The organism is Cellulomonas oligotrophica, assembly GCF_013409875.1.
In the GTDB taxonomy this organism is placed as follows: domain Bacteria; phylum Actinomycetota; class Actinomycetes; order Actinomycetales; family Cellulomonadaceae; genus Cellulomonas; species Cellulomonas oligotrophica.
Map to the genome: position 1 here is coordinate 293,462 of NZ_JACCBK010000001.1, position 25,845 is coordinate 319,306.

Here is a 25,845-nt window from a genome sequence, read left to right on the forward strand (position 1 = left end):
CGGGGAAGGAGTCGTACGCATGAGCAGTGGCACACCCGCGCCCGCGGACGGGCGCACGGACGGCACGACCGTCCTCGGCCCGCAGGAGATCGCCCGGGCCCTGACCCGCATCGCCCACGAGGTCGTCGAGCGCAACAAGGGCGCGCACGACGTCGTCCTGCTGGGGATCCCGACCCGTGGCCTGCCGCTCGCGCGGCGCCTGGCTGAGAAGGTCGCGCAGGCCGACGGCACCCCGGTGGCCGGGCTCGTCGGCAGCCTCGACGTGACGATGCACCGCGACGACCTCGCGCACCAGCCCACCCGCACGATCGGCGCGACGGACCTGCCGGCGGGGGGCATCGACGGCAAGGTCGTCGTGCTCGTCGACGACGTGCTGTTCTCCGGCCGCACGATCCGCGCGGCCCTCGACGCGATCAGCGACCTCGGCCGCCCGCGCGCGGTGCAGCTGGCGGTCCTCGTCGACCGCGGGCACCGCGAGCTGCCGATCCGCGCGGACTACGTCGGCAAGAACCTGCCGACGTCCGCGAGCGAGCGCGTCGGGGTGCAGCTCGTCGAGACCGACGGCCAGGACGCCGTCGTCATCGCCGCGGGGGGTGCGCGATGAGGCACCTGCTCTCGGCGGCGGACCTCAGCCGCGACGAGGCCGTGCACGTGCTGGACACCTCGGCGCAGATGGCCGCGACGCAGGCCCGGGAGATCAAGAAGCTGCCGACGCTGCGGGGGCGCACGGTCGTGAACCTCTTCTTCGAGGACTCCACGCGCACGCGCATCTCGTTCGAGACGGCCGCCAAGCGGCTGTCGGCGGACGTCATCAACTTCTCCGCCAAGGGCTCGAGCGTCTCCAAGGGCGAGTCCCTCAAGGACACCGCCCTGACGCTGCAGGCCATGGGCGCCGACGCCGTCGTGGTGCGGCACCAGGCCTCGGGCGCGCCGCACACCCTCGCGCACGCCGGCTGGACGCACGGCGCGGTCGTCAACGCCGGCGACGGCACGCACCAGCACCCCACGCAGGCGCTGCTCGACGCGTACACGCTGCGCCGGCACCTCGTCGGCGACGGCGGCCGGTCCGACGTCACGGGCCGGGACCTGGCGGGCGTGCACGTCGCGGTCGTCGGGGACGTGCTGCACTCGCGGGTCGCCCGCTCCAACGTCCAGCTGCTGCACACGCTCGGTGCGCGCGTCACCCTGGTGGCACCGCCCACGCTCGTGCCCGTGGGCGTGCACGCGTGGCCGGCGCAGGTGTCCTACGACCTGGACGCCACGCTCGCCCAGCAGCCCGACGCGGTGATGATGCTGCGCGTCCAGCGCGAGCGGATGTCGAGCGCGGGCGGCGGGTTCTTCCCCAGCGCCGTCGAGTACACGCGCGGCTACGGGCTCGACGCCCGACGGCTGCGGCTGCTGCCCGACCACGCGGTGGTGCTGCACCCGGGCCCGATGAACCGCGGGCTGGAGATCTCCGCCGACGCGGCCGACTCCCCGCGCGCGGTCATCGTGGAGCAGGTCGCGAACGGCGTGGCGGTCCGCATGGCGGTGCTCTACCTGCTCCTGGCCGGCGACGGCCGCACGACGAACGACGAGGCGCGCGCCACGCCGGCGCGCACGGACGGGACGAGGGTGCACGCATGACCACCTACCTGCTGCGGGGCGTCGCGCCCCTGGGCGGCGAGCCCACCGACGTGCTGCTCGCCGACGGCACGGTCGCCGCGCTCGGCGCCGCCGCCTCCACCGACCCCCGCGCCGCCGACGCGCACGTCGTCGAGGGCGCCGGGCACGTGCTGCTGCCCGGCCTGGTCGACCTGCACACCCACCTGCGCGAGCCGGGCCGCGAGGACGCCGAGACCATCGTGTCCGGCACCCGGGCCGCCGCGCTCGGCGGGTTCACCGCCGTGCACGCGATGGCGAACACCACCCCCACCCAGGACACCGCGGGCGTCGTGGAGCAGGTCTGGCGGATCGGTCGCGACGCGGGCTGGGTCGACGTGCACCCCGTCGGCGCCGTCACGGTCGGCCTCGAGGGCGAGCGGCTCGCCGAGCTCGCCGCCATGGCCCGCTCCGCGGCCCGCGTGCGGGTGTTCTCCGACGACGGGAAGTGCGTGCACGACCCGGTCGTCATGCGCCGTGCCCTGGAGTACGTCAAGGCGTTCGACGGGGTCGTGGCCCAGCACGCCCAGGAGCCGCGGCTGACCGACGGCGCCCAGATGCACGAGGGCGTCGTCTCGGCCGAGCTCGGCCTGACGGGCTGGCCCGCGGTCGCCGAGGAAGCGATCGTCGCCCGCGACGTGCTGCTCGCCGAGCACGTGGGCTCCCGCCTGCACGTGTGCCACCTGTCGACGGCCGGGTCCGTCGAGATCGTGCGCTGGGCCAAGGCCCGCGGCATCGACGTCACCGCCGAGGCGACGCCGCACCACCTCATGCTCACCGACGAGCTCGTGCGCGGGTACGACCCGCGGTACAAGGTCAACCCGCCGCTGCGCACCGCCGCGGACGTCGAGGCCGTCCGCGCCGGGCTCGAGGACGGCACGATCGACATCGTCGCCACCGACCACGCCCCGCACACGCGTGAGGACAAGGACTGCGAGTGGGCCGCGGCCGCGTTCGGCATGACCGGGCTGGAGACGGTCCTGTCGGTCGTGCAGGCCGCCATGGTCGACACCGGGCGGATGACCTGGGCGGACGTCGCGCGCGTGCTGTCCACGACACCGGCCCGGATCGGGCGCGTCGAGGACCAGGGTCGGCCGATCGCGGTCGGCGAGCCGGCGAACCTCACGCTCGTCGACCCCGCCGCGCGCCGCGTGGTGGTGCCCGAGGAGCAGGCCACCGCGAGCGTCAACAGCCCGTTCGGGGGCGTCGAGCTGCCCGGTGCGGTCGTCGCGACGTTCCTGCGGGGCCGGGCCACCGTGCTCGACGGCCGCCCCGTCGAGCGCGCCGCCGCCGAGGGGGTGCACGCCTGATGCCGCTCTGGCTGTCCGTCACCCTGCTGGTCGGGCTCGCGGTGCTCGGCCTGTGGGGCATGTGGCACGGCTGGCAGGGGCGTGCGCGCCGCACGGCCGCGCTCGTGCCCACGCTGCCTGCCGTGCCCGCCGACGCCGGCACGCCGACGACCGGGCCCGCCGAGGCCGTGTACGTGTCCTCCACGCGCGCCGGCGACTGGCTCGACCGGGTCGTCGCGCACGACCTCGGCGTCCGCAGCCCCGCCCACGTCGCCGTGCACCCCACGGGCGTGCTCGTGCGCCGCACGGGTGCCGTCGACCTGTGGGTGCCCGCGTCGGCGCTGCTGGCCGTGGGCACCGCGCGCGGCCAGGCCGGCAAGTTCGTCGGGCGCGACGGACTCGTCGTGCTCACCTGGGTGCCCGACCCGACCACCGGCACCGCGCTCGACACCGCGCTGCGCGTGCGCCACGACGCCGACCGGGGGACGCTGCTCACCGCGGCGGCCGCCCTGGTCGTGCCCGGCGCGGACCACCCCGACACCGACACCGTCACCGCGCCGGCCCCGGCGCAGGAGGAGCAGTCATGAGCGACGCGATCCTCGTCCTCGAGGACGGCCGCACGTTCACCGGACGGGCCTACGGCGCCGTCGGTCGGACGCTGGGGGAGATCGTCTTCAACACCGGCATGACCGGGTACCAGGAGACCCTCACGGACCCCTCGTACCACCGGCAGATCGTCGTGATGACGGCCCCGCACATCGGCAACACCGGTGTGAACGACGAGGACGACGAGTCGACGCGCATCTGGGTCGCGGGCTACGTGGTCCGTGAGCCCGCGCGCCGCGCGTCGAGCTGGCGCGCGCGCCGCACGCTCGACGAGGAGCTCGTCGCGCAGGGCGTGGTCGGGATCAGCGGGCTGGACACCCGGGCGCTGACCCGGCACCTGCGCGAGCGCGGCGTCATGCGCGCCGGCGTCTTCTCGGGCGCCGCCCTGCACGGCGAGGACGGCACCCGCCGGCCCGTCGACGAGCTGCTCGACGAGGTGCGTTCGGCACCGCCGATGGCGGGCGCGGACCTGGCCGCCGAGGTCAGCGTCGACACCGCGTACGTGGTGCGCGCCCTGGGTGCGGACGGCACGCCGCTCGAGCAGCCCCTGGCGCGCGTGGCGGCCGTCGACCTGGGCATCAAGGCGATGACGCCGCAGCGGCTGGCCGAGCGCGGCGTCGAGGTGCACGTGCTGCCCGCGACGTCGACGATCGCCGACGTGCTGGCGGTCGGGCCCGACGGCGTCTTCTTCTCCAACGGCCCCGGCGACCCGTCGGCGGCCACGCACGAGATCGACCTGCTGCGCGGCGTGCTCGACCGCCGGGTGCCGTTCTTCGGCATCTGCTACGGCAACCAGCTGTTCGGCCGGGCCCTGGGCTTCGGCACCTACAAGCTGGGCTACGGGCACCGCGGCGTGAACCAGCCGGTGATGGACCGCACGACCGGCAAGGTCGAGATCACGGCGCACAACCACGGGTTCGCGGTCGACGCACCCCGGGACGCCGACACGGTCGCGCCCTTCGACGGCGGCCGGTACGGGCGCGTGCGGGTGTCGCACGTCTGCCTCAACGACGACGTCGTCGAGGGCCTCGAGGCGCTCGACCTGCCCGCGTTCTCCGTGCAGTACCACCCCGAGGCGGCCGCGGGCCCGCACGACGCGGCGTACCTGTTCGACCGGTTCCTCGACCTCATGACCACCCACCGCGACGGCTCGCACGACGCACCCGCGGGTGCCGCCGGGCCCACTGACGAGAAGGGTGCCGCCTGATGCCCCGCCGTGACGACCTCAAGAGCATCCTGGTCATCGGCTCCGGGCCGATCGTCATCGGCCAGGCGTGCGAGTTCGACTACTCCGGCACGCAGGCGTGCCGGGTGCTCAAGCAGGAGGGCCTGCGGGTCGTCCTGGTGAACTCCAACCCGGCCACGATCATGACGGACCCGGAGTTCGCCGACGCCACGTACGTCGAGCCGATCACCACCGAGGTGCTCACCACGATCATCGCCAAGGAGCGGCCGGACGCGATCCTGCCCACGCTCGGCGGGCAGACCGCGCTCAACGCGGCGATCGCGCTCGACGAGGCCGGCGTGCTCGCCGAGTACGACGTCGAGCTGATCGGCGCGAACATCGCCTCGATCCAGAAGGGCGAGGACCGCGAGGCGTTCAAGGAGGTCGTCGAGGTCGCCGGCGGTGAGTCGGCGCGGTCGGCGATCGTGCACACGGTCGACGACGCGCTCGCCGCGGTCGAGGACCTCGGGTACCCCGTCGTCGTGCGGCCGTCGTTCACGATGGGCGGGCTGGGCTCGGGCATCGCCTACGACGAGGAGGACCTGCGCCGCATCGTCGGCCAGGGCCTGCACTACTCGCCGACCACCGAGGTGCTCCTCGAGGAGTCCATCCTCGGCTGGAAGGAGTACGAGCTCGAGCTCATGCGCGACAAGCACGACAACGTCGTGGTGGTCTGCTCGATCGAGAACGTCGACCCCGTCGGCGTCCACACCGGCGACTCCGTCACGGTCGCGCCCGCGCTGACGCTCACGGACCGCGAGTACCAGCGGATGCGCGACATCGCGATCGCCGTCATCCGCGAGGTCGGCGTCGACACCGGCGGCTGCAACATCCAGTTCGCCGTCGAGCCCGACACCGGGCGGATCATCGTCATCGAGATGAACCCGCGCGTGTCGCGCTCGTCGGCGCTGGCGTCGAAGGCGACGGGCTTCCCGATCGCGAAGATCGCGGCCAAGCTCGCCGTCGGGTACACCCTCGACGAGATCCCGAACGACATCACCGGCTCGACGCCGGCGTCGTTCGAGCCGACGCTCGACTACGTCGTGGTCAAGGTGCCCCGGTTCGCGTTCGAGAAGTTCCCCGCCGCGGACCCGACCCTGACGACGACCATGAAGTCCGTGGGCGAGGCCATGGCGCTGGGCCGCAGCTTCACCGAGGCCCTGGGCAAGGCCATGCGCTCGCTCGACAAGGCGGGCAGCACGTTCCACTGGGACGACGAGCCGGCCACGGGCGAGGAGCTCGACCGGCTCGTCGCGTCGATCTCCACGCCGACCGAGCACCGGCTCGTCGACGTGCAGCAGGTGCTGCGCGCGGGGGTCGGCGTCGACGAGGTCTACGCCCGCACGGGCATCGACCCGTGGTTCCTCGACCAGGTGCAGCTCGTCAACGAGGTCGCGGCCGAGACCGCGGCGGCCGACGCGCTGACCCGCGACGTGCTCGACCGCGCCAAGCGGCACGGGCTGTCCGACGTGCAGGTCGCGTCGCTTCGCCGCTCCAGCGAGGACGCGGTGCGCCGTACGCGGTGGGCGCTGGGCGTGCGCCCCGTCTACAAGACGGTCGACACGTGCGCCGCCGAGTTCGCGGCCAGCACCCCGTACCACTACTCGTCCTACGACGAGGAGGACGAGGTCGCCCCCCGCGAGCGCCCCGCGATCCTCATCCTCGGCTCGGGCCCCAACCGGATCGGCCAGGGCATCGAGTTCGACTACTCGTGCGTGCACGCGGCGCTGGCGCTCAAGGGCGAGTACGAGACCGTCATGGTCAACTGCAACCCCGAGACCGTCTCGACCGACTACGACACGGCCGACCGCCTGTACTTCGAGCCGCTGACCTTCGAGGACGTCCTCGAGGTGTACGAGGCCGAGCTGCGCGCCGGACCGGTCGAGGGGCTGATCGTCACGCTCGGCGGGCAGACGCCCCTGTCGCTCGCGCAGCGGCTGGCCGACGCGGGTCTGCCGATCCTCGGCACGTCGCCCGAGGCGATCGACGCCGCGGAGGACCGCGGCGAGTTCGGCAAGGTCCTCGAGGCCGCGGGGCTGCCCGCCCCGGCGTTCGGCACCGCGACGACCCTCGAGGGCGCCCGTGAGACCGCCCGACGGATCGGGTTCCCGGTGCTGGTGCGTCCGTCGTACGTGCTCGGCGGGCGCGGCATGGAGATCGTCTACGACGAGGCCCAGCTCACGGAGTACGTGCAGCGCGCGCTCGTCGAGGCCGTCGGCGGACCGCGTGCCGGCACGCTGCCGCCGCTGCTCATCGACCGGTTCCTCGACGACGCGATCGAGATCGACGTCGACGCGCTGTTCGACGGCACCGAGCTGTTCCTCGGCGGCGTCATGGAGCACATCGAGGAGGCCGGGATCCACTCCGGGGACTCGGCGTGCGCGCTGCCGCCGGTGACGCTGTCGACCGCGGAGCTCGAGCGGATCCGCGTCTCGACCGAGGCGATCGCGCGCGGCGTCGGCGTGCGAGGGCTGCTGAACATCCAGTTCGCCCTGGTCTCCGACGTGCTCTACGTGCTCGAGGCCAACCCGCGCGCCTCGCGGACGGCACCCTTCGTCTCCAAGGCGACCGGGGTGTCGCTGGCCAAGGCGGCGGCGCTCGTCATGGCGGGGCGCTCGATCGCCCAGCTGCGGGCCGAGGGCGTGCTGCCGGCGACGGACGCGTCGGTGCTGGACCTCGACGCGCCGATCGCCGTCAAGGAGGCGGTGCTGCCGTTCAAGCGGTTCCGCACCCGCGAGGGCGTGGTCGTCGACACGGTGCTCGGCCCGGAGATGCGCTCGACGGGCGAGGTCATGGGCTTCGACGTGGACTTCCCGACGGCGTTCGCGAAGTCCCAGGACGCGTCGTTCGGGGGGCTGCCCACGTCCGGCACGGTCTTCATCTCCGTCGCCGACCGCGACAAGCGCTCGATCGTCTTCCCGGTCAAGCGGCTGGTCGAGCTCGGGTTCGAGATCCTCGCGACGGAGGGGACCGCCGCGGTGCTGCGTCGCAGCGGCATCACCTCGCGGGTCGTGCGCAAGCACTCCGCCGGGCGCGGGACGGCGGGGGAGCCGACGATCGTCGACCTCATCACCGACGGTGCGGTCGACATGGTCGTCAACACCCCGTCCGGGCAGGGCGCCCGGGCCGACGGGTACGAGATCCGGGCGGCGACGACGGCCGCGGACAAGGCGATCGTCACGACCGTGCAGCAGCTCGGGGCGGCGGTGCAGGCCATCGAGGCCCGCCAGGCCGGCCCGTACCGGGTGACGAGCCTGCAGGAGCACGGGGCTGCGGCGGACGCCCGGCGGGCGGCGCGCGTGGCGGCGTCCGCGTGAGCGCGGCGCCGGACGGCACCCCGGGGCCGGACGTCGTCGCGGCGCAGGGCGGGCCGGTGCGTGCGCCGTTCGGTGCACGCCTGGCCGCGGCGGCGGCTGCGCACGGTCCGCTGTGCGTGGGCATCGACCCGCACGCCTCGCTGCTCGCGGCGTGGGGGCTGACCGACGACGCCGCCGGGCTGCGCACGTTCGCGCTCACGGTGCTCGACGCGGTCGCCGGGCGGGTCGCGGCCGTCAAGCCGCAGGCCGCGTTCTTCGAGCGGCACGGTGCGGCGGGGGTGGCCGTCCTCGAGGAGGTCGTGGCGGCCGGGCGCCAGACCGGGACGCTCGTGGTCGTGGACGCCAAGCGCGGCGACATCGGCTCGACGATGGGCGGGTACGCCGACGCGTTCCTGCGTGACGGCTCGCCGCTGGCCGGCGACGCGCTGACCGTGTCGCCGTACCTGGGCGTCGGCTCGCTGACGCCGGCCGCGCAGGCGGCGCTCGCGACGGGGCGCGGGCTGTTCGCCCTGTGCCTGACGTCGAACCCCGAGGGGCGCAGCGTGCAGCACGCGCGCTCGGCGGACGGGGTCAGCGTGGCGGCCCAGGTCGCGGCCTGGGCGGCCGGGCTGAACGCGGGCGCCGACCCGCAGGGGTCGGTCGGCCTGGTCGTCGGTGCCACGGTCGGCGACGCCGCCGCGGAGGCGGGCGTCGACCTGGAGGCCGTGCACGGGCCGTTCCTGGCACCGGGCGTGGGCGCCCAGGGCGCGGGTGCGGCGGAGCTGCGGGCGGTGTTCGGGCGGGCGCGCGGGCACGTGCTCGCCTCCTCCTCGCGCGGCGTGCTCGGGGCGGGGCCGGACGTCGGCGCGCTGCGGGCGGCGGCCCGCCGGGCGGCGGACGAGGCGGCGGCGGCCCTGGGCTGAGGCGTCGCGGGGGTGGCGGGCACGCCGGGTGCGCAGGATTCACCCGGCGTGCCCGCCCGCGCCCGGGGGCGCCGCGCTGAATCGTGGCAGCGGCGCCCGTGGAGCCGCTGCGCCCGCCCGTCCGGGGCCCTCGACGTGCCCGGGCGAGGCCCGGCCGAGGCGTCGCCGCAGGTCGTGCGCGCGACACGCGGCGCGCCCCGCGTTGCCGTGGACGTGCCGCCTCGCTAGTTTCGGAACACGATCCCGCGCATTCCGACGAGGATCCCGGACCAACGACGAGAAGGTGACCGCGCGTGGCTCTTCCTCCGCTGACTCCAGAACAGCGCGCAGCAGCGCTCGAGAAGGCCGCCGCAGCCCGGCAGGCCCGTGCCGAGGTGAAGAATCGCCTCAAGTACTCCCAGGGTTCGCTCTCGGAGGTCATCGAGCAGGGCCAGAAGGACGAGACGATCGGCAAGCTCAAGGTCGCCGCCCTGCTGGAGTCCCTGCCGGGCGTGGGCAAGGTCAAGGCCCGCGCGATCATGTCCGAGATCGGGATCTCCGAGACGCGCCGTGTGCGCGGGCTGGGACCCCACCAGGTCAAGGCGCTCGTCGACCGGTTCGGCTGAGGCGGTAGCCTGCCCCCTTCGGCGTCCCGTCCCGGCCTGGTCGCAGGTCGGCGGCGGGACGCCGTCACGCGCCGCGAGCCGTCCGGCCCGGTGTCCCGCTTGTCGAGGAGCGCTCCACCCCCATGACGACGCAGCCGGCACGTCTGACCGTGCTCGCCGGACCCACCGCCGTCGGCAAGGGGACCGTGTCCGCGGACATCCGCGCCCGGTACCCGCAGGTGTGGCTCTCGGTGTCGATGACGACCCGTGACCCCCGCCCGGGCGAGGTCGACGGCGTGCACTACCACTTCGTGTCGACCGAGCGCTTCGAGGAGATGGTCGCGGCCGGCGAGCTGCTGGAGTGGGCCGTCGTGCACGGCCGCAACCGGTACGGCACGCCACGCGGCCCTGTCCTGGAGCGGCTCGCCGCGGGGGAGCCCGCGCTGCTGGAGATCGACCTGCAGGGTGCGCGTCAGGTGCGCGCGTCGATGCCCGAGGCGCGGTTCGTCTTCCTCGCCCCCCCGACGTGGGACGAGCTGGTGCGGCGCCTGGTGGGGCGTGGCACGGAGGGCCCCGAGGAGCGGGAGCGCCGGCTCGCGTCGGCCCGTGTGGAGATGGCCGCCGAGCCCGAGTTCGACCACGTCGTCGTCAACGACGACGTGCACCGCGCGACCGACGAGCTGGTCGGCCTCATGGGGCTCGCCCCGAGCGAGGGCTAGACTGTCCCGACCTGTGCGACCGGCGCGGCGCGTGAGCGCGGCGGACCGGGCGCGCATCGCAGACCATCATCCTCTCCAGAACGGGAGCCCTCCGTGTCCGGAACCGTCGCCGCCCCCACGGGCATCACCGACCCGCCGATCGACCGCCTGCTCGCCCGCGCGGACTCCAAGTACGCGCTCGTGCTGTTCTCGGCGATGCGCGCCCGCCAGATCAACGCGTACTACGCCCAGCTCAACGAGGGCCTGCTCGAGTACGTCGGGCCCCTCGTCGAGACCCGCCCGCAGGAGAAGCCGCTGTCCATCGCGATGCGCGAGATCGACGGCGGGCTGCTGACGTCCGAGGCGACGGCCGAGGCCTGACCCACCCGTCATGCGCATCGTCCTCGGCGTCGCCGGCGGGATCGCCGCCTACAAGGCGGTCCTGCTGCTGCGGCTGCTGCGCGAGCAGGGGCACGACGTGCGCGTCGTGCCGACCCGGGCGTCGCTGGAGTTCGTGGGCCGGGCGACCTGGGAGGCCCTCTCCGGGCAGCCGGTGACGACCGACGTCTTCGAGGACGTCGACCAGGTCGCGCACGTGGCGGTCGGCAAGTCCGCCGACCTGGTGGTCGTGGCTCCCGCGACCGCCGACCTGATGGCCCGTGCGGCCGCGGGCCGTGCGGACGACCTGCTGACCGCGACGCTGCTGGTGGCGCGGTGCCCGGTGCTGCTCGCCCCCGCGATGCACACCGAGATGTGGGAGCACCCGGCGACGGTCGCGAACGTGGCGACGCTGCGCGCGCACGGCGTGCACGTCCTCGACCCGGCGTCGGGCCGGCTCACCGGTGCCGACACCGGGCCCGGGCGGCTGCCCGAGCCGGAGGAGATCGCGGCGGCGGCCCTGGCGCTCGTCGACGCGTCGGCCGTCACGCCCGCCGTGCAGGACCTGGCGGGGACGCGTGCCGTGGTCTCGGCCGGCGGCACGCGCGAGCCGCTGGACCCCGTGCGCTTCCTCGGCAACCGGTCCTCGGGCCGGCAGGGCGTCGCGCTGGCCGCCGTCGCCGCGCGCCGCGGGGCCCGGGTGACGCTCGTCGCCGCCAACGTCGCCGCGGACGTGCTCGCACGCGCCGGTGCGACCGTCGACGTGGTCGAGGTCGAGACCGGTGAGCAGCTGCGCGAGGCGGTCCGCACCGCGGCGAAGGACGCCGACGTCGTGGTGATGGCGGCCGCGGTCGCCGACTACCGGCCGGCGAGCACCGCGCCGGCGAAGATGAAGAAGTCCGGCCAGGCGCCTGTGCTGCACCTGGTGGAGACGACGGACGTGCTGCGCGAGCTCGTCACCGACCCCCCACGTGCCGGGCAGACGGTCGTCGGGTTCGCCGCCGAGACCGGCGACGGCGACGGCGACGTGCTCGACCACGGTCGCGCGAAGGCGCGCCGCAAGGGCGCCGACCTGCTCGTGGTGAACGCCGTCGGCGCGGGCCTGGGCTTCGGCACCACGACGAACGACGTCACCGTCCTCGACCGCGAGGGCCGGACGGTCGCCACGGGCGCGGGCACGAAGGACGCGGTCGCCGGCGTGGTCTGGGACGCGGTGCGCGACCTCGTCGGCCGCCCGTCTGCCGCGGACGCGGCGCACGACCGTCCGGCCGGCGGGCCGCGCGACGGGCACGGTGCGGTCCGCCCGTCCTGACGCCGGTACGCTGCGGCCATGAGTGATGCGTCGTCGCGCCTGTTCACGTCGGAGTCGGTCACCGAGGGTCACCCCGACAAGATCTGCGACCAGATCTCCGACGCGATCCTCGACGCGATCCTCGAGCAGGACCCCGCCGCGCGCGTCGCGGTCGAGACGATGGTGACGACGGGCCTCGTGCACGTCGCGGGCGAGGTCACGACCAGCGCCTACGTCGAGATCCCGCAGATCGTCCGCGAGGTCGTGCGCGGCATCGGCTACACCTCGTCGCACATCGGGTTCGACGGGGACTCGTGCGGCGTCTCGGTGTCGATCGGCGCCCAGTCGCCCGACATCGCCGCCGGCGTCGACAAGGCCATCGAGGTGCGTGACGACGCCTCGGACATGGACCCGCTGGACCTGCAGGGCGCCGGTGACCAGGGCCTGATGTTCGGGTACGCGTCGGACGACACGCCCACGCTCATGCCGCTGCCGGTGTGGCTCGCGCACCGGCTGGCCGAGCGTCTGGCCCAGGTCCGCAAGGACGGCTCGGTCGCCGGTCTGCGGCCCGACGGCAAGACCCAGGTGACGATCGCGTACGACGGCGACCGCCCGGTCGGCCTGGACACCGTCGTGGTGTCCTCCCAGCACGAGCCCGACCTGTCGTCGCGCGACCTGGAGCGGCTCGTCGCCGAGCACGTGGTGGCCCCCGTCCTGGAGGGCCTCGAGCTCGACACGGCGTCGCACCGGCTGCTGGTCAACCCCACGGGGCAGTTCGTCATCGGCGGCCCGCAGGGTGACGCCGGCCTGACGGGCCGCAAGATCATCGTCGACACCTACGGCGGCATGTCCCGGCACGGCGGCGGGGCGTTCTCCGGCAAGGACCCGTCGAAGGTGGACCGCTCCGCGGCCTACGCGATGCGCTGGGTGGCCAAGAACGTCGTCGCCGCGGGCCTCGCCCGCCGCTGCGAGGTGCAGGTCGCGTACGCGATCGGCAAGGCGCACCCCGTGGGTCTGTACGTGGAGACGTTCGGCACGAGCACGGTGCCGCAGGAGCGGCTGACCGCGGCGATCCGCGAGGTGTTCGACCTGCGCCCGGCCGCGATCGTGCGGGACCTGGACCTGCTGCGCCCGGTGTACCGGCGCACGGCCGCGTACGGGCACTTCGGCCGGGAGCTGCCCGAGTTCACCTGGGAGCGCACCGACCGGACGGCCGCGCTGCTCGCGGCCGTCGGCTGAGCGCCACCGGTCGCGCGGGCCGCGCCGCGGACCCCGGCGTGGACGGTCCGCAGCAGCCCGACCTCGGCCTCGAGCTCGCGCCGCCGGCGCGTGCCCGTCGGCGGCCGCGCCGCGCCGAGGGCGGGGTCGCGGTCGCCGCGGAGCTGCCGGTCGCGCGCGTCTGCGTGGACCTGTCACCGCCGCACCTGGACCGTGTCTTCGAGTACCTGGTGCCCGCCGACGCCTCGGACGACGCGGTGCCCGGTGCCCGGGTGAAGGTGCGGTTCGCGGGTCAGGACGTCGACGGGTGGGTGCTGGAGCGGGTCGCCGAGCCCGAGCACGAGGGACGCCTGCTGCCCCTGCGCCGCGTCGTGTCGGGCGAGCCCGTGCTGTCCCCGGCGGTGCTGCGGCTGGCCCGGGCCGTCGCCGACCGCTCGGCCGGCACCCTCGCCGACGTGCTGCGCCTGGCCGTGCCCCCGCGGCACGCCCGTGTCGAGGCCGAGCCGGCGCAGGAGCCGGCCCCGCCGCCGCCCGACCCGGGTGCGCAGGCGTGGGCCGCGTACCGCGGGGGACCGGCGTTCTGCCAGCACGTGCTGGCCGGCGGTGCGCCGCGCGCGGTGTGGACGGCGCTGCCGGGCGACGACGCGACCGGCTGGACGGCGGCCGTCGCGCAGGCCGTCGCGGCGTGCGTGCTGGGCGGGCGCGGCGCCCTCGTCGTGGTCCCCGACGCCCGCGACGTGGCCCGCGTGTGCGCGGCGCTGGAGCGGGTGGGCCTGCCAGCCGGCGTGCGCGGCGCAGGACCGGTGGCCCGGCTCGTCGCCGACGACGGCGCGGCGACCCGCTACCGGGCGTTCCTGGCGGCCCTGCGGGGCTCCGCCCGGGTGGTCGTCGGCACCCGCGCGTCGGCGTTCGCCCCCGTGGCGGACCTGGGCCTGGTGGTGTGCTGGGACGACGGGGACCCGCTGCACGCCGAGCCGCGCTCGCCGTACCCGCACGTGCGCGAGGTCCTCGCGCTGCGCTCGGACCTGGAGCGGGCGGCGCTGCTCGTGGGCGGGCACACGCGCACCGTCGAGGCCCAGCAGCTCGTCGAGCGGGGCTGGGCGCACGAGGTCGCCGCCGACCGGGCCGTGGTGCGTGCCCGGACGCCGCGCGTGCGGGCCCTGACGTCGGTCGAGCTGGCCCGCGAGGGCGCTGCTGCGGCAGCCCGGCTGCCGTCGCCCGCGTGGCGGGCGGTCCGCGACGGACTCACCCGCGGGCCGGTGCTCGTGCAGGTGCCCCGGGCTGGCTACGTGCCGGTGGTGGCGTGCGGGCGGTGCCGGGCCGCGGCGCGGTGCGGCGCCTGCCACGGTCCGCTGGGCCTGGACCGGGCCGACGGGGTGCCGACGTGCCGCTGGTGCGGGCGCACGGCGGGGGACTGGCGGTGCGACGAGTGCGGCGGCGCCCAGCTGCGGTCGGTGCGCGTCGGGTCGGAGCGCACCGCCGAGGAGCTGGGGCGGGCGTTCCCCGGTGCCACCGTGCGGGTCTCGGGCGCCCGGGCGGCGGGCGGGGTGCTCGCCGAGGTCCCGGGCACGCCGGCGCTCGTCGTGGCGACGCCCGGCGCCGAGCCGGTGGCCCCCGGCGGGTACGCGGCCGCGGTGCTCCTCGACGCCGCGACCGCGACCGCGGGCGCCTGGCTCGGGGCGGAGTCGCAGGCGCTGCGCCGCTGGCTGGCCGCGGCCGCGCTGGTGCGTCCCGCACCGGACGGCGGGGAGGTCCTCGTCGTCGGTGACGGCGCGCCCCGGCCGACGCAGGCCCTCGTGCGGTGGGACGCCGCGGGCCTGGCGTCCCGGGAGCTCGCGGAGCGCGCCGAGCTGCACCTGCCGCCGACGGCGCGTGTCGTGGCGCTCACGGGGACGCGCGACGCGGTCCAGGCGGTCGTCGACAGGGTCGTGGCGTCGCTGGCCGAGCCGGCGGCGGTCGTCCCGGTGGAGGTGCTCGGCCCCGTCGCCCTGACCGGGGACGAGGACGTGCTCGAGCGCCCCGTGCGCACGCTCCTGCGGGCGCCGCTCGCGGCCGGGAGATCCTTGACCCGGGCCGTGGCGGCGTCGGCGGCGGTGCGGTCCGCGCGCCGCGAGGGCGGCACCGTGCGCGTCCACGTCGACCCCGTCGACCTGCTCTGACGGCCACGGGCGCGCGGCCGTCGCCGTCGGCGCACCTAGGATCGGGCCCATGCGTCTGCTGTTCGCGGGGAGCCCCGCGGTCGCCGTCCCCTCCCTCGACGCCCTGCTGGCGTCCCGGCACGAGGTGGTGGCCGTCCTCACCCGCCCGGACGCCCGTGCGGGCCGTGGCCGCACGCTCGCGCCCTCCCCGGTCGCCGCGGTGGCCCGGGAGCACGGCCTGCCGGTCCTGACGCCGACGACGCTGCGCGACCCCGAGGTGCAGGCGCAGGTCGCCGCGCTGGGTGTCGACGCCGCACCTGTGGTCGCGTACGGGGTGCTCGTGCCGCCCGCGCTGCTCGACGTTCCCGCCCACGGGTGGGTCAACCTGCACTTCTCGCTGCTGCCGGCGTGGCGCGGCGCCGCCCCCGTGCAGCACGCGGTCATGGCGGGCGACGAGGTCACGGGCGCGTCGACGTTCCGGCTCGAGGCGGGCCTGGACACCGGGCCGGTGCTGGGCACCCTGACGGAGACGGTCCGCCCCCGCGACACGGCCGGCGCGCTGCTGGACCGCCTCGCCGTCGTCGGCGCCGAGCTGCTCGTGCGCACCCTCGACGCCCTCGAGGACGGCCTCCTCGTCCCCGTGGCGCAGCCCGACGAGGGCGTCTCGCACGCCCCCAAGCTCACCGTCGAGGACGCCCGCGTGCGCTGGGACCACCCGTCCCTGGCCGTGGACCGTCGCGTGCGCGGCGTGACGCCCGCGCCCGGTGCGTGGACGACGCTCCCGGACGGCGCACGGCTCGGCCTCGGCCCGGTCACGCCCGTGCCCGACGTCACCGACCTGGCCCCGGGACGCCTGCGCGCGGGCAAGGCGGAGGTGCTGGTCGGGACGGCGTCCGGGGCGGTGCGCCTGGGCGAGGTCACGCCGCCCGGCAAGCGCGCCATGGCGGCCGCCGACTGGGCCCGCGGGGCCCGCCTCGACGAGGGCACGGTCCTCGGCGCGACGACGCAGGGGCAGCGGTGAGCGGCCAGGACGCCCCGCAGGGCGGCGGACGCCCGGGCGCCGGCGGTCGAGGCTCGCGTGGCGGACGCCCGCCCGGCGCCCGGACCGGCGCGGGCCGGACCGGCGGGGGAGACCGTCCCCGCGACGACGCCGCCGACGCGCGCCGCGACGCGGCCGGCCGCCAGCGCGGTGCGGCCCGCGCGCAGGGCCGGGCCGGGCGCACGTCCGCCGCTCCGGGGCAGCGCGCCCGCACGGGCGACGTCGCGCGCACGGCCGCGTTCGACACGCTGCGCGCCGTCGAGGGCTCCGACGCGTACGCGAACCTCGTGCTCCCCCCGATGCTGCGCGAGCGGGGCGTGAGCGGGCGCGACGCCGGGTTCGCGACCGAGCTGGCGTACGGCACGCTGCGCATGCGCGGCCGGTACGACGCCGTGCTGGCGATCGCGTCGTCCCGCCCGCTCGACCAGGTCGACCCGCCGGTGCTGGACGTCCTCCGCCTGGGCGCGCACCAGCTGCTCGGCATGCGGGTCCCCGCGCACGCGGCGGTCGCGGAGACCGTCGGCCTGGCCCGCGACCGCGTGGGCGCGGGCGCCGCGCAGTTCGTCAACGCGGTCCTGCGCCGCGTGTCCGAACGCACCCTCGACGCCTGGCTCGACGCGATCGGCACCGCTGCCGACCCCCACGGCACGGACGCCGTCGCCCGCCTCGCGGTCGTCGGGTCGCACCCGGCGTGGGTGGTGCGGGCGCTGCGCGAGGCGCTCGTCGGCTCCGGGCGCGACGTCGACGAGGTGGGCGCGCTGCTCGACGCCGACAACGCCCCGCCCCGCGTCACGCTCGTGGCGCGCCCCGGCCTCGTCGACCGCGACGACCTCGCCGCGCAGGCCGGCCCCGACGCCGAGCCCGGCACGCTCACCCCCACCGCGGTGGTGCTGCCCGGCGGCGACCCCGCCGCGCTGCCCGCCGTCCGCGACGGCGCCGCCGGCGTCCAGGACGAGGGCTCCCAGCTGGTGACGCTCGCGCTGGCCGCGGCCCCCCTCGACGGCCCGGACGCCCGCTGGCTCGACCTGTGCGCCGGGCCCGGCGGCAAGGCCGCGCTGCTGGCCGCGCTCGCGGCGGACCGGGGTGCGCGCCTGGTCGCCACCGAGGTGCAGCCGCACCGGACCCGCCTGGTCCGCCAGTCGCTGCGCGCCGTGCCCGCCCACGCCGTCGAGGACGTCCGCACCGCCGACGGGCGCGAGGTCGGCGACCTGGAGCCCGCGTCGTACGACCGGGTGCTGCTCGACGCCCCCTGCACGGGCCTGGGCGCGCTGCGCCGACGCCCGGAGTCGCGCTGGCGGCGCACGCCCGAGGACCTGGCGCAGCTGACCCGCCTGCAGCGCGAGCTCCTCGCGTCCGCGCTGGCCGCAGTCCGTCCCGGCGGCGTCGTGGCCTACGTCACGTGCTCGCCGCACCAGGCCGAGACGCGCCTGGTCGTCACCGACGCGGTCCGCGCGGCCGCGCGCGCGGGGACGCAGGTCGAGATCCTCGACGCCGGCGCCGTGGTCGCGGGCATCGCCCCGGGATGGGCCGCGACCGCCCCGGCGGGTGAGCGCCGCGAGGTCCAGCTGTGGCCCCACGTGCACGGCACCGACGCGATGCACCTGTCGCTGCTGCGCCGCCTGTGACGCCGGGCACCGACCCGGCCGCCCGCGGGCCGGGTCGGTAGCGTGGGGCCCGTGCGACCGCAGATCAACCCCAGCATCCTGTCCGCCGACTTCGCCAACCTCGAGCGCGACCTGGCCGCGATCGCCACGGCGGACCACGTGCACGTCGACGTCATGGACCAGCACTTCGTCCCGAACCTGACCCTCGGCCTGCCCGTCGTGCGGCGCATCGCCGAGGTCAGCCCCGTCCCGCTGGACGTGCACCTCATGGTCGAGGACGCCGACCGCTGGGCCCCCGCGTACGCCGAGGCCGGGGCCGCGTCCGTCACGTTCCACGCCGAGGCCACGCAGGCGCCCGTGCGCCTGGCCCGCGAGCTGCGCGCCGGGGGTGTGCGTGCCGCCGTGGCGGTGCGCCCCGCGACCCCCGTGGAGCCGTTCCTCGACCTCCTCGACGAGATCGACATGATCCTCGTCATGACCGTCGAGCCCGGGTTCGGCGGGCAGGCGTTCATCGAGGGGACCCTGCCCAAGGTCCGCCGGGCCCGCGCCGCGGTCGACCGCGCCGGCACCGGCACGCGCATCCAGGTCGACGGCGGCGTCTCGCGCGCCACGATCGCCCGCATCGCCCGTGCCGGGGCCGACGTGTTCGTCGCCGGGTCCGCCGTGTACGGGGCCGAGGACGTCGCCGCCGAGATCGCCGCCCTGCGCGACCTCGCCGCGCACCCGCCCCTCGAGGCCTGACCCGACGGCCCGTGCCGGTCGGGAATGCCCGCTGTGGCATCATCGTTGGCGCAGCAAGCAGCACACACGTGCTCCGGGGTCGGTGCAATTCCGAGCCGGCGGTGACAGTCCGCGACCCGTGAGGCCCGCCAGGGCCGAGCGGTTGACCTGGTGGAACTCCAGGACCGACGGTGACAGTCCGGATGGGAGGAGACACGTGGCGGCGTACCCCTGGGGTGCGCCGCGACGGTTCGGCGTGCCCGACCCGTCCGACCCCGGAGCGCCCTGACGGCCCCGGAGGAGGACGCACGATGAGCACCACGCCGACGGCACCGGCCACCACGCCGACGCCCGCCGACGGCCCGGCCCGGACCGCCACCCCGGTCGAGACGGCCGCGATGCACCGCGCCCTCGGCCTGGCCGCCCGCGGACCCCGGGGCGTGAACCCGCAGGTCGGCTGCGTGCTGCTGCACCCCGACGGCACCGTGCTGGGGGAGGGCTGGCACCGGGGCGCCGGCACCCCGCACGCCGAGGTCGCCGCGCTCGCGGACGCGGCCGCGCAGGGGCGCGACGTGCGCGGCGCCACCGCGGTGGTCACGCTCGAGCCGTGCGACCACACCGGCCGCACCGGCCCGTGCTCGGTGGCGCTGCTCGACGCGGGAGTCGCGCGCGTCGTCGTCGGCGTCGAGGACCCCAACCCTGTCGCCGCGGGCGGTGCGGGGCGCCTGCGCGCGGCCGGCGTCGACGTCGTCACCGGAGTCCTCGCCGAGGACGGTGCCCGGCTGCTCGGCGTGTGGCTGCCCGCCGTCCGGCACGGGCGCCCCTTCGTCACGCTCAAGACCGCCACGTCGCTGGACGGGCGCGTGGCCGCCGCCGACGGCACGAGCCGGTGGATCACGTCCGACGTCGCCCGCCGGCACGCCCACGGGCTGCGCGCGCAGGTCGACGCGATCGTCGTCGGCACCGGCACCGCACTGACGGACGACCCGTCCCTGACCGCGCGCACGAGCGACGGCGGCCTCGTCGAGCACCAGCCCCTGCGGGTGGTCGTCGGCCACCGTGACGTGCCGGCCGGCGCCCGGCTGCACGGCCCCGGCGGCGAGCTGCTCCAGGTCCGCACCCACGACCCGGCCGTCGTCCTGGCCGCGCTCACGCAGCGCGAGGTGCGGCACGTCCTGGTCGAGGGCGGGCCCACGCTCGCCGCCGCGTTCCTGCGCGCCGGGCTGGTCGACGAGGTGCACGCCTACGTCGCGCCCGTCCTGCTCGGCGCCGGCCCGGCCGCGCTCGCCGACCTCGGCGTCACGTCGATCGGCGACGCGCTGCGCCTGACACCCACCCAGGTCCTGCCCCTGGGCCCCGACGTGCTCGTCGTCGCGACGCCCGTCCCGCCCGCGGCCCCCGCACCCACCCCCACGCCCGGACCCCAGGAGGTCTGATGTTCACCGGCATCGTCGAAGAGATCGGCACGGTCGTCGCGGTCGTGCCCGGCGACGACGACCAGGTCGACGCGCGCCTGCACGTGCGCGGCCCCCTCGTCACGTCCGACGCCCGCCACGGCGACTCCATCGCCGTGTCCGGGGTGTGCCTGACGGTCGTCGAGCTGCCCGGCGACGGCGTGTTCGTCGTCGACGTCATGCCCGAGACCCTGCGGCGCACGGCCCTCGGCGGCCTCGCCGCGGGCGACCGCGTCAACCTCGAGCGGGCCCTGCCCGTGGGCGGTCGGTACGGCGGCCACGTCGTGCAGGGCCACGTCGACGGCGTCGGCACGATCGCGTCGCGCGCCGCCGGGCCCCGCTGGGACGACGTGCAGGTCACGCTCGACCCCGCCCTGGCCCGGTACGTCGCCGAGAAGGGCTCCATCACCGTCCAGGGCGTGTCCCTGACGGTCACGCACGTCGGCGACGACCTGTTCGGCGTCTCCCTGATCCCCACCACGCTGAGCGCGACGACCCTCGGGACGCTCGCCGTGGGCGACCCCGTCAACCTGGAGGTCGACGTGCTGGCCAAGTACACCGAGCGGCTGCTCGCCACGGCGGGTGCCCGATGAGCGCCGACACCCCCACCACCGACGCGGCGGGCACCACGTCCACCACGCACGCAGCCACCACAGACGCCACGGGTCGCCCGTCGGACGTGGTGCTCGGCGACGTCGTGCTCGGCACCGTCGAGGACGCGCTCGCCGCGCTGCGCGCCGGCCGTCCCGTGCTCGTCGCGGACTCCCCGGACCGCGAGAACGAGGCCGACGTCGTCCTGGCCGCGCAGTCCGCGACCACCGAGTGGGTCGCCTGGACGATCCGGCACTCCTCGGGGTACCTGTGCGCCCCCATGCCCGCCGAGCGGGCCGACGCCCTGGACCTGCCGCTGATGGTCCCGCACAGCCAGGACCCGCGGCGCACCGCCTACACCGTCACCGTCGACGCCGCCACGGGCGTGACCACCGGCATCTCCGCCGCGGACCGCGCCCGCACCCTGCGCGTCCTGGCCGACCCCGCCTCGGGCCACGAGGACCTCGTCCGCCCCGGCCACGTGCTGCCCCTGCGCGCCGTCCCCGGCGGCGTCCTGCACCGCGCCGGGCACACCGAGGCCGCCGTCGACCTGTGCCGCCTGGCCGGCCTCGAGCCCGTCGGCGCGATCGCCGAGCTCGTCAACGACGACGGCACGATGGTCCGCCTGCCCGAGGCGTCCGCGCTCGCGCAGGCCGACGGCCTGGTGCTGCTGACCATCGCCGAGCTGCGCGCCTGGCGCCTCGCGCACGACGACGCCCCCGAGCCCGCACCGGTGCGCACCGACGCCCTCGCGCCGCGCGTGCACGCCACCCACACCGCGCACCTGCCCACCCGGCACGGCGACTTCCGCCTGCACGGGTACCGCGACCTGCGCACCGGCGACGAGCACGTCGCCCTCGTCCCGTCCACCGGCCTGTCCGCGACCCCCGTCGTGCGCGTGCACTCCGAGTGCCTGACCGGCGACGCGTTCGGATCGGCCCGCTGCGACTGCGGCCCCCAGCTCGACGCCGCCCTGGCCCTGGCCGCCGCCGAGGGCGGCGCCGTGGTGTACCTGCGCGGGCACGAGGGCCGCGGCATCGGCCTGCTCGCCAAGGTCGCCGCCTACGCGCTCCAGGACACCGGCAGAGACACGGTCGAGGCCAACCTCGACCTCGGCTGGCCCGCCGACCGGCGCGAGTACGGGGCCGCCGCCGCGATCCTCGCCGACCTCGGCGTCGCCCGCGTCCGCCTGCTGACGAACAACCCCGCCAAGGTCGCGGGGCTGCGCGCCCACGGCATCGACGTCGTCCAGGTCCGTGGCCTGGAGGTCGGCCGCACGCCCCACAACGCGGCGTACCTGCGCACCAAGGCCACCGCCATGGGCCACCTGCTGCACCTGCCCGAGCAGGCCGAGGCCGCACCCATCCACGTCCCGCCCGTCGAGGCCGCACCGGTCCCCGCCGGCGTCGACACCGCGGACCACGTCGAGCACACCCCCGTCCACCCCACCACCGTCGAGCACACCGAGGAGTCCGCATGAGCGGCGCCGGAGCACCCACCCTCACCCTGGACGGCAGCGGCCTCAAGGTCGTCGTCGTCGCCGCGTCCTGGCACACCACCGTCATGGACGGGCTCCTCGACGGCGCCCGCCGGGCCCTGGCCGACGCGCACGTCGACGACGTCACGGTCGTGCGCGTGCCCGGCTCGTTCGAGCTGCCCGTGGTGGCCCGGCACGCCGCCGACGCGGACGCCGACGCCGTCGTCGCCCTCGGCGTCGTCATCCGCGGCGGCACCCCGCACTTCGACTACGTCTGCTCCGCAGCCACGACGGGACTGACCGACGTGTCCGTGCACACCGGCGTCCCCGTCGGCTTCGGCCTGCTCACCTGCGACGACGAGGCCCAGGCCCTCGACCGCGCCGGCCTGCCCGGCTCCCACGAGGACAAGGGCTACGAGGCCGCGCAGGCCGCCGTCGCGACGGCCCTCGCGGTGCGGGTGCTCGAGCCGGCCGACGGACGCTGAGTCGGTGCGGGCCCCGCGGGCGTCTAGAGTCGGCGCGTGAAGTCGTTCGAGGACCTGTACGCCGAGCTCGCCGAGAAGGCCGCGACCCGCCCCGCGGGGTCCGGCACCGTCGCGGAGCTGGACGCGGGCGTCCATGCCATCGGCAAGAAGATCGTCGAGGAGGCCGCCGAGGTGTGGATGGCCGCCGAGCACGAGTCCGACGAGCGTGCCGCCGAGGAGATCTCCCAGCTGCTGTACCACCTGCAGGTGCTGATGCTCGCGCGCGGGCTGACGCTGCAGGACGTGTACAAGCACCTGTGAGCGCCGCTGCTCCGAGCACCCCGCACGCGCCCCGACCTTCCCCTGACGTCCCTTCCCGTACCCCCGAGGACACCGTGCTGAGGATCGCCGTCCCCAACAAGGGCTCGCTGAGCGAGCCCGCCGTCGAGATGCTGCGCGAGGCGGGCTACCGCCAGCGCCGCGACTCCCGCGAGCTCGTGCTGCCCGACCCCGACAACGACGTGGAGTTCTTCTTCCTGCGTCCGCGTGACGTCGCCGTGTACGTCGGCGCCGGCACGGTCGACGTCGGCATCACCGGCCGCGACCTGCTCATCGACTCCGCGTCCGCGGCCGTCGAGCACCTGCCGCTGGGCTTCGCCCGGTCGACGTTCCGGTTCGCCGCCACCGCGGGCCAGCTGCACGACGCCCGCGACGTCGCCGGCCTGCGCGTGGCGACCTCGTACCCCGAGCTCGTCGCGGCGCACCTGCGCGAGCGTGGCGTCGAGCCCGCGTCCGTCGTCCGCCTGGACGGCGCGGTGGAGTCCGCGATCCGCCTCGGTGTGGCCGACGTGATCGCCGACGTCGTCGAGACCGGGTCGACGCTGCGGGCCGCGGGCCTGGAGGTCTTCGGCGAGCCGATCCTGCGCTCGGAGGCCGTGCTGGCGCGTCGTGCGGACGTCGACGCCCCCGCGGGCCTGGACGTGCTGACCCGGCGCCTGCAGGGCGTGCTGACGGCCCGCGAGTACGTCCTCATGGACTACGACGTGCCGCTCGAGCTCGTCGACCAGGCCGTGGCGATCACGCCGGGCCTGGAGTCGCCGACGGTCTCGCCGCTGCACAACGGGCAGTGGGCGGCCGTGCGGGCCATGGTGCCGCGCGCGCAGACGAACCGGGTGATGGACGCCCTGTACGACGTCGGCGCGCGGGCGATCCTCGTCACGTCGATCCACGCCTGCCGGCTGTGACCTCCCGCGGCACGGCGGGCGAGGAGCCCGCGGGGCTCGACGCTCCGTTCCGGCCGCGCCTGGCGAGGTTCGTGACCCTGGGCGTGGCGGCCGCCGTCGCGGTGCTCACCGGTGTCCTCGTCGTCGTCATGCCGGGGCTGGGGCCGCTCGACCAGGCGGGTTTCGTGGCGTTCGGGGCGCTGATCGTGTGGTTCTGCTGGCGGCAGGCCTCGGTCAGCGCCGTCCCCGACGCCACGGGCCTGCGCGTGCGCAACCTCGTGGTCACCCGGCACGTGACGTGGGCGCAGATCGTCTCGGTGCGGTTCGGCCAGGGCCGTGCGTGGGTGCAGCTCGACCTCGCCGACGGCGACACCCTCGCCGTCATGGGCGTGCAGCGCGCCGATGGTGCCCGCGCCGAGCAGGAGGCCCGTCGCCTGGCGACGCTCGTGGCCCGCCGCTCGACGACCCGCCGCGACGACTGACCCGTAGCCCCTGCAGGCGCCCGGGCGGGGTTCAGCGCGAGCGCAGGGCGTCGACCAGCTCGGCCTTCGTCATGGTCGACCGGCCGGTGACGTCCAGCTCGGCCGCACGGTGCCGCAGGTCCGCCACGGTCCAGTCCTCGTAGGAGCCGGACCGCCCGCCCTTCGCCGCGACGTCCTCGCGGCTGCTGCGGGCGGCGGCGTTGGCGATCCGCGCGGCCTTCTCCTTGCTGCTGCCCTCGTCGCGCAGCTTCTCGTACAGCTCGGGGTCCTTCACGCTGGGCCCGGGGTCACGCTGGGGCATCGGTTCACCTCGTTCCGACGGGTCGGGCGCGGCGACCGGTGCGGCACGCCGCCTCGTCGAGCGTAGGTCGGTCCGGGCCGGTGCGCGCGTGCGCCGTCGACCTCGGACCCCGGACCTTGGACTCCGGACCCCGGACTCCGGACCCCGGACCCCGGTGCTCGCGGTGGTCGGACGTCCAGATGCGTCCCGGGGTGTGCGGGGTGAGCCTGGGGGAGAACGACGCGTCGAGAACGAGCGCGTGCCACGTCCCGGCCGTCCGGGCCGGGCGGGCGACCTCGAAGGAGACCCCGATGTTCTTCCACCGCCAGGAGCTGCAGCACCACGCCACGCCCGACAAGCCCGACGCCGTCTTCGCCCGCAAGCTCCAGGAGGTCCTGGGCGGGCAGTACGGCGAGATCACCGTCGCCATGCAGTACGGGTTCCAGTCCTGGAACGCCCACCTGCCCGGCAAGTACCGCGACCTGCTCTACGGCATCGGAGCCGAGGAGTTCGGGCACGTGGAGATGCTCGCGACGATGATCTCGCAGCTGCTCGCCGACGCCCCGGTCGGTGCGGTGGAGGGCGCGGTCCAGGACGATCCCACGGTCGCGGCGATCATCGGCGGCACGGACCCCCAGCAGGGCATCGTCGCCGGCGCCGGCGCGCGTCCGGTGGACTCCAACGGCAACCCCTGGTCCGCCGGGTACGTGACGGCCAGCGGCAACCTGCTCGCGGACTTCACGGCCAACGCGAACGCGGAGATGCAGGGCCGCCTCCAGGTCGCCCGGCTCTACCACATGACCGACGACCACGGCGTGAAGGACCTGCTGGCGTTCCTGCTGGCGCGCGACACGATGCATCAGAACCAGTGGATCGCCGCCGCCCGGCAGCTGCGCGAGGAGGGCGTGGAGGACCTGCCCGTGCCCAGCACCTTCCCGCTCGGCAAGGAGGACCGCGACGTGGCCTACCAGTACATCAACTTCAGCGACGGCGAGCACGCTTCGGAGGGCGCGTGGGCCAGCGGCCCGACCCCTGACGGGAAGGGCGAGTTCACGTACGTCGCCGAGCCGCCCGCCGGCGTCCCGATGCCGCCGCCCACCCAGCCGGACCCCCGGTTCCACGGCACCACACCGAAGCCGTCGGCGATGGAGAAGGCCACGGGCGCGGTCAAGGACGCGCTCGGCAAGGGCTGACCTGGGGAGCCGCCGCGCCTCGCGCTGGACG

General features: G+C 76.0%; 25 protein-coding genes and 1 riboswitch. Of the genes, 24 read left to right on the forward strand and 1 reads right to left on the reverse strand.

Going from position 1 to position 25,845, the window contains the following annotated elements; genetic code table 11:
• The first annotated feature begins 19 nt into the window (after positions 1-19).
• The 23 genes from pyrR to BKA21_RS01405 all read left to right on the forward strand — a co-directional run bounded on the left by pyrR (position 20) and on the right by BKA21_RS01405 (position 24,341).
• Complete coding sequence (gene pyrR, locus BKA21_RS01295; RefSeq protein ID WP_140458982.1) at positions 20-604, forward strand: bifunctional pyr operon transcriptional regulator/uracil phosphoribosyltransferase PyrR; 585 nt, start codon at positions 20-22, stop codon at positions 602-604.
• A complete protein-coding gene (locus tag BKA21_RS01300) occupies positions 601-1,626 on the forward strand; it encodes an aspartate carbamoyltransferase catalytic subunit (RefSeq protein ID WP_140458981.1) in 1,026 nt (341 codons plus the stop codon). Before pyrR ends, BKA21_RS01300 begins: the two co-directional genes overlap by 4 nt.
• The gene (locus tag BKA21_RS01305; protein WP_140458980.1) at positions 1,623-2,951 is read left to right on the forward strand and encodes a dihydroorotase; all 1,329 of its coding nucleotides are present in this window, start codon (positions 1,623-1,625) and stop codon (positions 2,949-2,951) included. The genes BKA21_RS01300 and BKA21_RS01305 overlap by 4 nt, the downstream gene beginning before the upstream one ends.
• Positions 2,951-3,517: a PH-like domain-containing protein gene (locus BKA21_RS01310; RefSeq protein WP_140458979.1), complete on the forward strand. Its 567-nt coding sequence runs from the start codon at positions 2,951-2,953 to the stop codon at positions 3,515-3,517. The genes BKA21_RS01305 and BKA21_RS01310 overlap by 1 nt, the downstream gene beginning before the upstream one ends.
• On the forward strand, positions 3,514-4,743 hold the full coding sequence (gene carA / locus BKA21_RS01315; protein WP_140458978.1) for a glutamine-hydrolyzing carbamoyl-phosphate synthase small subunit: 1,230 nt from the start codon (positions 3,514-3,516) through the stop codon (positions 4,741-4,743). Before BKA21_RS01310 ends, carA begins: the two co-directional genes overlap by 4 nt.
• A complete protein-coding gene (gene carB / locus BKA21_RS01320; protein WP_140458977.1) occupies positions 4,743-8,078 on the forward strand; it encodes a carbamoyl-phosphate synthase large subunit in 3,336 nt (1,111 codons plus the stop codon). The genes carA and carB overlap by 1 nt, the downstream gene beginning before the upstream one ends.
• 56 nt (positions 8,079-8,134) lie before the next feature.
• Positions 8,135-8,980, forward strand: a complete 846-nt coding sequence (gene pyrF, locus BKA21_RS01325; protein ID WP_140459218.1) for an orotidine-5'-phosphate decarboxylase — start codon at positions 8,135-8,137, stop codon at positions 8,978-8,980.
• Between the two features lie 293 nt (positions 8,981-9,273).
• The gene (gene mihF / locus BKA21_RS01330) at positions 9,274-9,585 is read left to right on the forward strand and encodes an integration host factor, actinobacterial type (protein WP_136520018.1); all 312 of its coding nucleotides are present in this window, start codon (positions 9,274-9,276) and stop codon (positions 9,583-9,585) included.
• A 122-nt stretch (positions 9,586-9,707) separates the two neighbouring features.
• On the forward strand, positions 9,708-10,283 hold the full coding sequence (gene gmk, locus BKA21_RS01335; RefSeq protein WP_140458976.1) for a guanylate kinase: 576 nt from the start codon (positions 9,708-9,710) through the stop codon (positions 10,281-10,283).
• 93 nt (positions 10,284-10,376) lie between these two features.
• Positions 10,377-10,643 (forward strand): DNA-directed RNA polymerase subunit omega, encoded by a 267-nt coding sequence (gene rpoZ / locus BKA21_RS01340; RefSeq protein WP_140458975.1) that lies wholly within the window; start codon positions 10,377-10,379, stop codon positions 10,641-10,643.
• Between the two features lie 10 nt (positions 10,644-10,653).
• On the forward strand, positions 10,654-11,952 hold the full coding sequence (coaBC, locus tag BKA21_RS01345) for a bifunctional phosphopantothenoylcysteine decarboxylase/phosphopantothenate--cysteine ligase CoaBC (protein ID WP_140458974.1): 1,299 nt from the start codon (positions 10,654-10,656) through the stop codon (positions 11,950-11,952).
• An 18-nt stretch (positions 11,953-11,970) separates the two neighbouring features.
• The gene (gene metK, locus BKA21_RS01350) at positions 11,971-13,170 is read left to right on the forward strand and encodes a methionine adenosyltransferase (RefSeq protein ID WP_140458973.1); all 1,200 of its coding nucleotides are present in this window, start codon (positions 11,971-11,973) and stop codon (positions 13,168-13,170) included.
• 38 nt (positions 13,171-13,208) lie between these two features.
• Positions 13,209-15,308, forward strand: coding sequence for a primosomal protein N' family DNA-binding protein (locus BKA21_RS01355; protein ID WP_140458972.1), 2,100 nt, complete (start codon positions 13,209-13,211; stop codon positions 15,306-15,308).
• A gap of 49 nt (positions 15,309-15,357) precedes the next feature.
• Entirely contained in the window at positions 15,358-16,308 is a 951-nt protein-coding gene (fmt, locus tag BKA21_RS01360) for a methionyl-tRNA formyltransferase (RefSeq protein ID WP_140458971.1), read from the forward strand.
• Positions 16,305-17,951 carry an RsmB/NOP family class I SAM-dependent RNA methyltransferase gene (locus tag BKA21_RS01365; RefSeq protein ID WP_140458970.1) on the forward strand — a complete coding sequence of 549 codons (1,647 nt, stop codon included), beginning with the start codon at positions 16,305-16,307 and terminating at the stop codon, positions 17,949-17,951. The genes fmt and BKA21_RS01365 overlap by 4 nt, the downstream gene beginning before the upstream one ends.
• A gap of 51 nt (positions 17,952-18,002) precedes the next feature.
• Complete coding sequence (gene rpe / locus BKA21_RS01370) at positions 18,003-18,671, forward strand: ribulose-phosphate 3-epimerase (RefSeq protein WP_140458969.1); 669 nt, start codon at positions 18,003-18,005, stop codon at positions 18,669-18,671.
• Positions 18,672-18,737: 66 nt separating this feature from the next.
• Positions 18,738-18,869, forward strand: a riboswitch (FMN riboswitch).
• Positions 18,870-18,961: 92 nt separating this feature from the next.
• Positions 18,962-20,086, forward strand: a complete 1,125-nt coding sequence (ribD, locus tag BKA21_RS01375) for a bifunctional diaminohydroxyphosphoribosylaminopyrimidine deaminase/5-amino-6-(5-phosphoribosylamino)uracil reductase RibD (protein WP_373308160.1) — start codon at positions 18,962-18,964, stop codon at positions 20,084-20,086.
• Positions 20,086-20,697, forward strand: coding sequence for a riboflavin synthase (locus BKA21_RS01380; RefSeq protein WP_140458968.1), 612 nt, complete (start codon positions 20,086-20,088; stop codon positions 20,695-20,697). The genes ribD and BKA21_RS01380 overlap by 1 nt, the downstream gene beginning before the upstream one ends.
• A complete protein-coding gene (gene ribA, locus BKA21_RS01385; protein WP_140458967.1) occupies positions 20,694-22,175 on the forward strand; it encodes a GTP cyclohydrolase II in 1,482 nt (493 codons plus the stop codon). The genes BKA21_RS01380 and ribA overlap by 4 nt, the downstream gene beginning before the upstream one ends.
• Positions 22,172-22,657: a 6,7-dimethyl-8-ribityllumazine synthase gene (ribH, locus tag BKA21_RS01390; RefSeq protein ID WP_140458966.1), complete on the forward strand. Its 486-nt coding sequence runs from the start codon at positions 22,172-22,174 to the stop codon at positions 22,655-22,657. Before ribA ends, ribH begins: the two co-directional genes overlap by 4 nt.
• A gap of 36 nt (positions 22,658-22,693) precedes the next feature.
• Entirely contained in the window at positions 22,694-22,957 is a 264-nt protein-coding gene (locus tag BKA21_RS01395) for a phosphoribosyl-ATP diphosphatase (protein ID WP_140458965.1), read from the forward strand.
• A gap of 74 nt (positions 22,958-23,031) precedes the next feature.
• Positions 23,032-23,880: an ATP phosphoribosyltransferase gene (hisG, locus tag BKA21_RS01400; protein WP_140458964.1), complete on the forward strand. Its 849-nt coding sequence runs from the start codon at positions 23,032-23,034 to the stop codon at positions 23,878-23,880.
• Positions 23,877-24,341 carry a PH domain-containing protein gene (locus BKA21_RS01405; RefSeq protein ID WP_140458963.1) on the forward strand — a complete coding sequence of 155 codons (465 nt, stop codon included), beginning with the start codon at positions 23,877-23,879 and terminating at the stop codon, positions 24,339-24,341. Before hisG ends, BKA21_RS01405 begins: the two co-directional genes overlap by 4 nt.
• Positions 24,342-24,372: 31 nt before the next feature.
• On the opposite strand, the gene BKA21_RS01410 is transcribed toward BKA21_RS01405, so the two are convergent.
• The gene (locus tag BKA21_RS01410; protein WP_140458962.1) at positions 24,373-24,642 is read right to left on the reverse strand and encodes a DUF7218 family protein; all 270 of its coding nucleotides are present in this window, start codon (positions 24,640-24,642) and stop codon (positions 24,373-24,375) included.
• 290 nt (positions 24,643-24,932) lie between these two features.
• Between BKA21_RS01410 and BKA21_RS01415 the strand changes: the two genes are divergently transcribed.
• Positions 24,933-25,814, forward strand: coding sequence for a manganese catalase (locus tag BKA21_RS01415; RefSeq protein WP_140459216.1), 882 nt, complete (start codon positions 24,933-24,935; stop codon positions 25,812-25,814).
• Positions 25,815-25,845: the final 31 nt, after the last annotated feature.

Excerpts from the sequence above, each read along its gene's own strand:
- BKA21_RS01305 (WP_140458980.1), top strand. The coding sequence starts at position 1,623 with ATGACCACCTACCTGCTGCGGGGCGTCGCGCCCCTGGGCGGCGAGCCC.
- BKA21_RS01410 (WP_140458962.1), bottom strand. The coding sequence starts at position 24,642 with ATGCCCCAGCGTGACCCCGGGCCCAGCGTGAAGGACCCCGAGCTGTAC.
- fmt (WP_140458971.1), top strand. The coding sequence starts at position 15,358 with ATGCGTCTGCTGTTCGCGGGGAGCCCCGCGGTCGCCGTCCCCTCCCTC.
- pyrR (WP_140458982.1), top strand. The coding sequence starts at position 20 with ATGAGCAGTGGCACACCCGCGCCCGCGGACGGGCGCACGGACGGCACG.
- ribA (WP_140458967.1), top strand. The coding sequence starts at position 20,694 with ATGAGCGCCGACACCCCCACCACCGACGCGGCGGGCACCACGTCCACC.
- metK (WP_140458973.1), top strand. The coding sequence starts at position 11,971 with ATGAGTGATGCGTCGTCGCGCCTGTTCACGTCGGAGTCGGTCACCGAG.
- carB (WP_140458977.1), top strand. The coding sequence starts at position 4,743 with ATGCCCCGCCGTGACGACCTCAAGAGCATCCTGGTCATCGGCTCCGGG.
- BKA21_RS01300 (WP_140458981.1), top strand. The coding sequence starts at position 601 with ATGAGGCACCTGCTCTCGGCGGCGGACCTCAGCCGCGACGAGGCCGTG.
- ribH (WP_140458966.1), top strand. The coding sequence starts at position 22,172 with ATGAGCGGCGCCGGAGCACCCACCCTCACCCTGGACGGCAGCGGCCTC.
- ribD (WP_373308160.1), top strand. The coding sequence starts at position 18,962 with ATGAGCACCACGCCGACGGCACCGGCCACCACGCCGACGCCCGCCGAC.
- BKA21_RS01380 (WP_140458968.1), top strand. The coding sequence starts at position 20,086 with ATGTTCACCGGCATCGTCGAAGAGATCGGCACGGTCGTCGCGGTCGTG.
- coaBC (WP_140458974.1), top strand. The coding sequence starts at position 10,654 with ATGCGCATCGTCCTCGGCGTCGCCGGCGGGATCGCCGCCTACAAGGCG.
- BKA21_RS01310 (WP_140458979.1), top strand. The coding sequence starts at position 2,951 with ATGCCGCTCTGGCTGTCCGTCACCCTGCTGGTCGGGCTCGCGGTGCTC.
- BKA21_RS01415 (WP_140459216.1), top strand. The coding sequence starts at position 24,933 with ATGTTCTTCCACCGCCAGGAGCTGCAGCACCACGCCACGCCCGACAAG.
- carA (WP_140458978.1), top strand. The coding sequence starts at position 3,514 with ATGAGCGACGCGATCCTCGTCCTCGAGGACGGCCGCACGTTCACCGGA.
- gmk (WP_140458976.1), top strand. The coding sequence starts at position 9,708 with ATGACGACGCAGCCGGCACGTCTGACCGTGCTCGCCGGACCCACCGCC.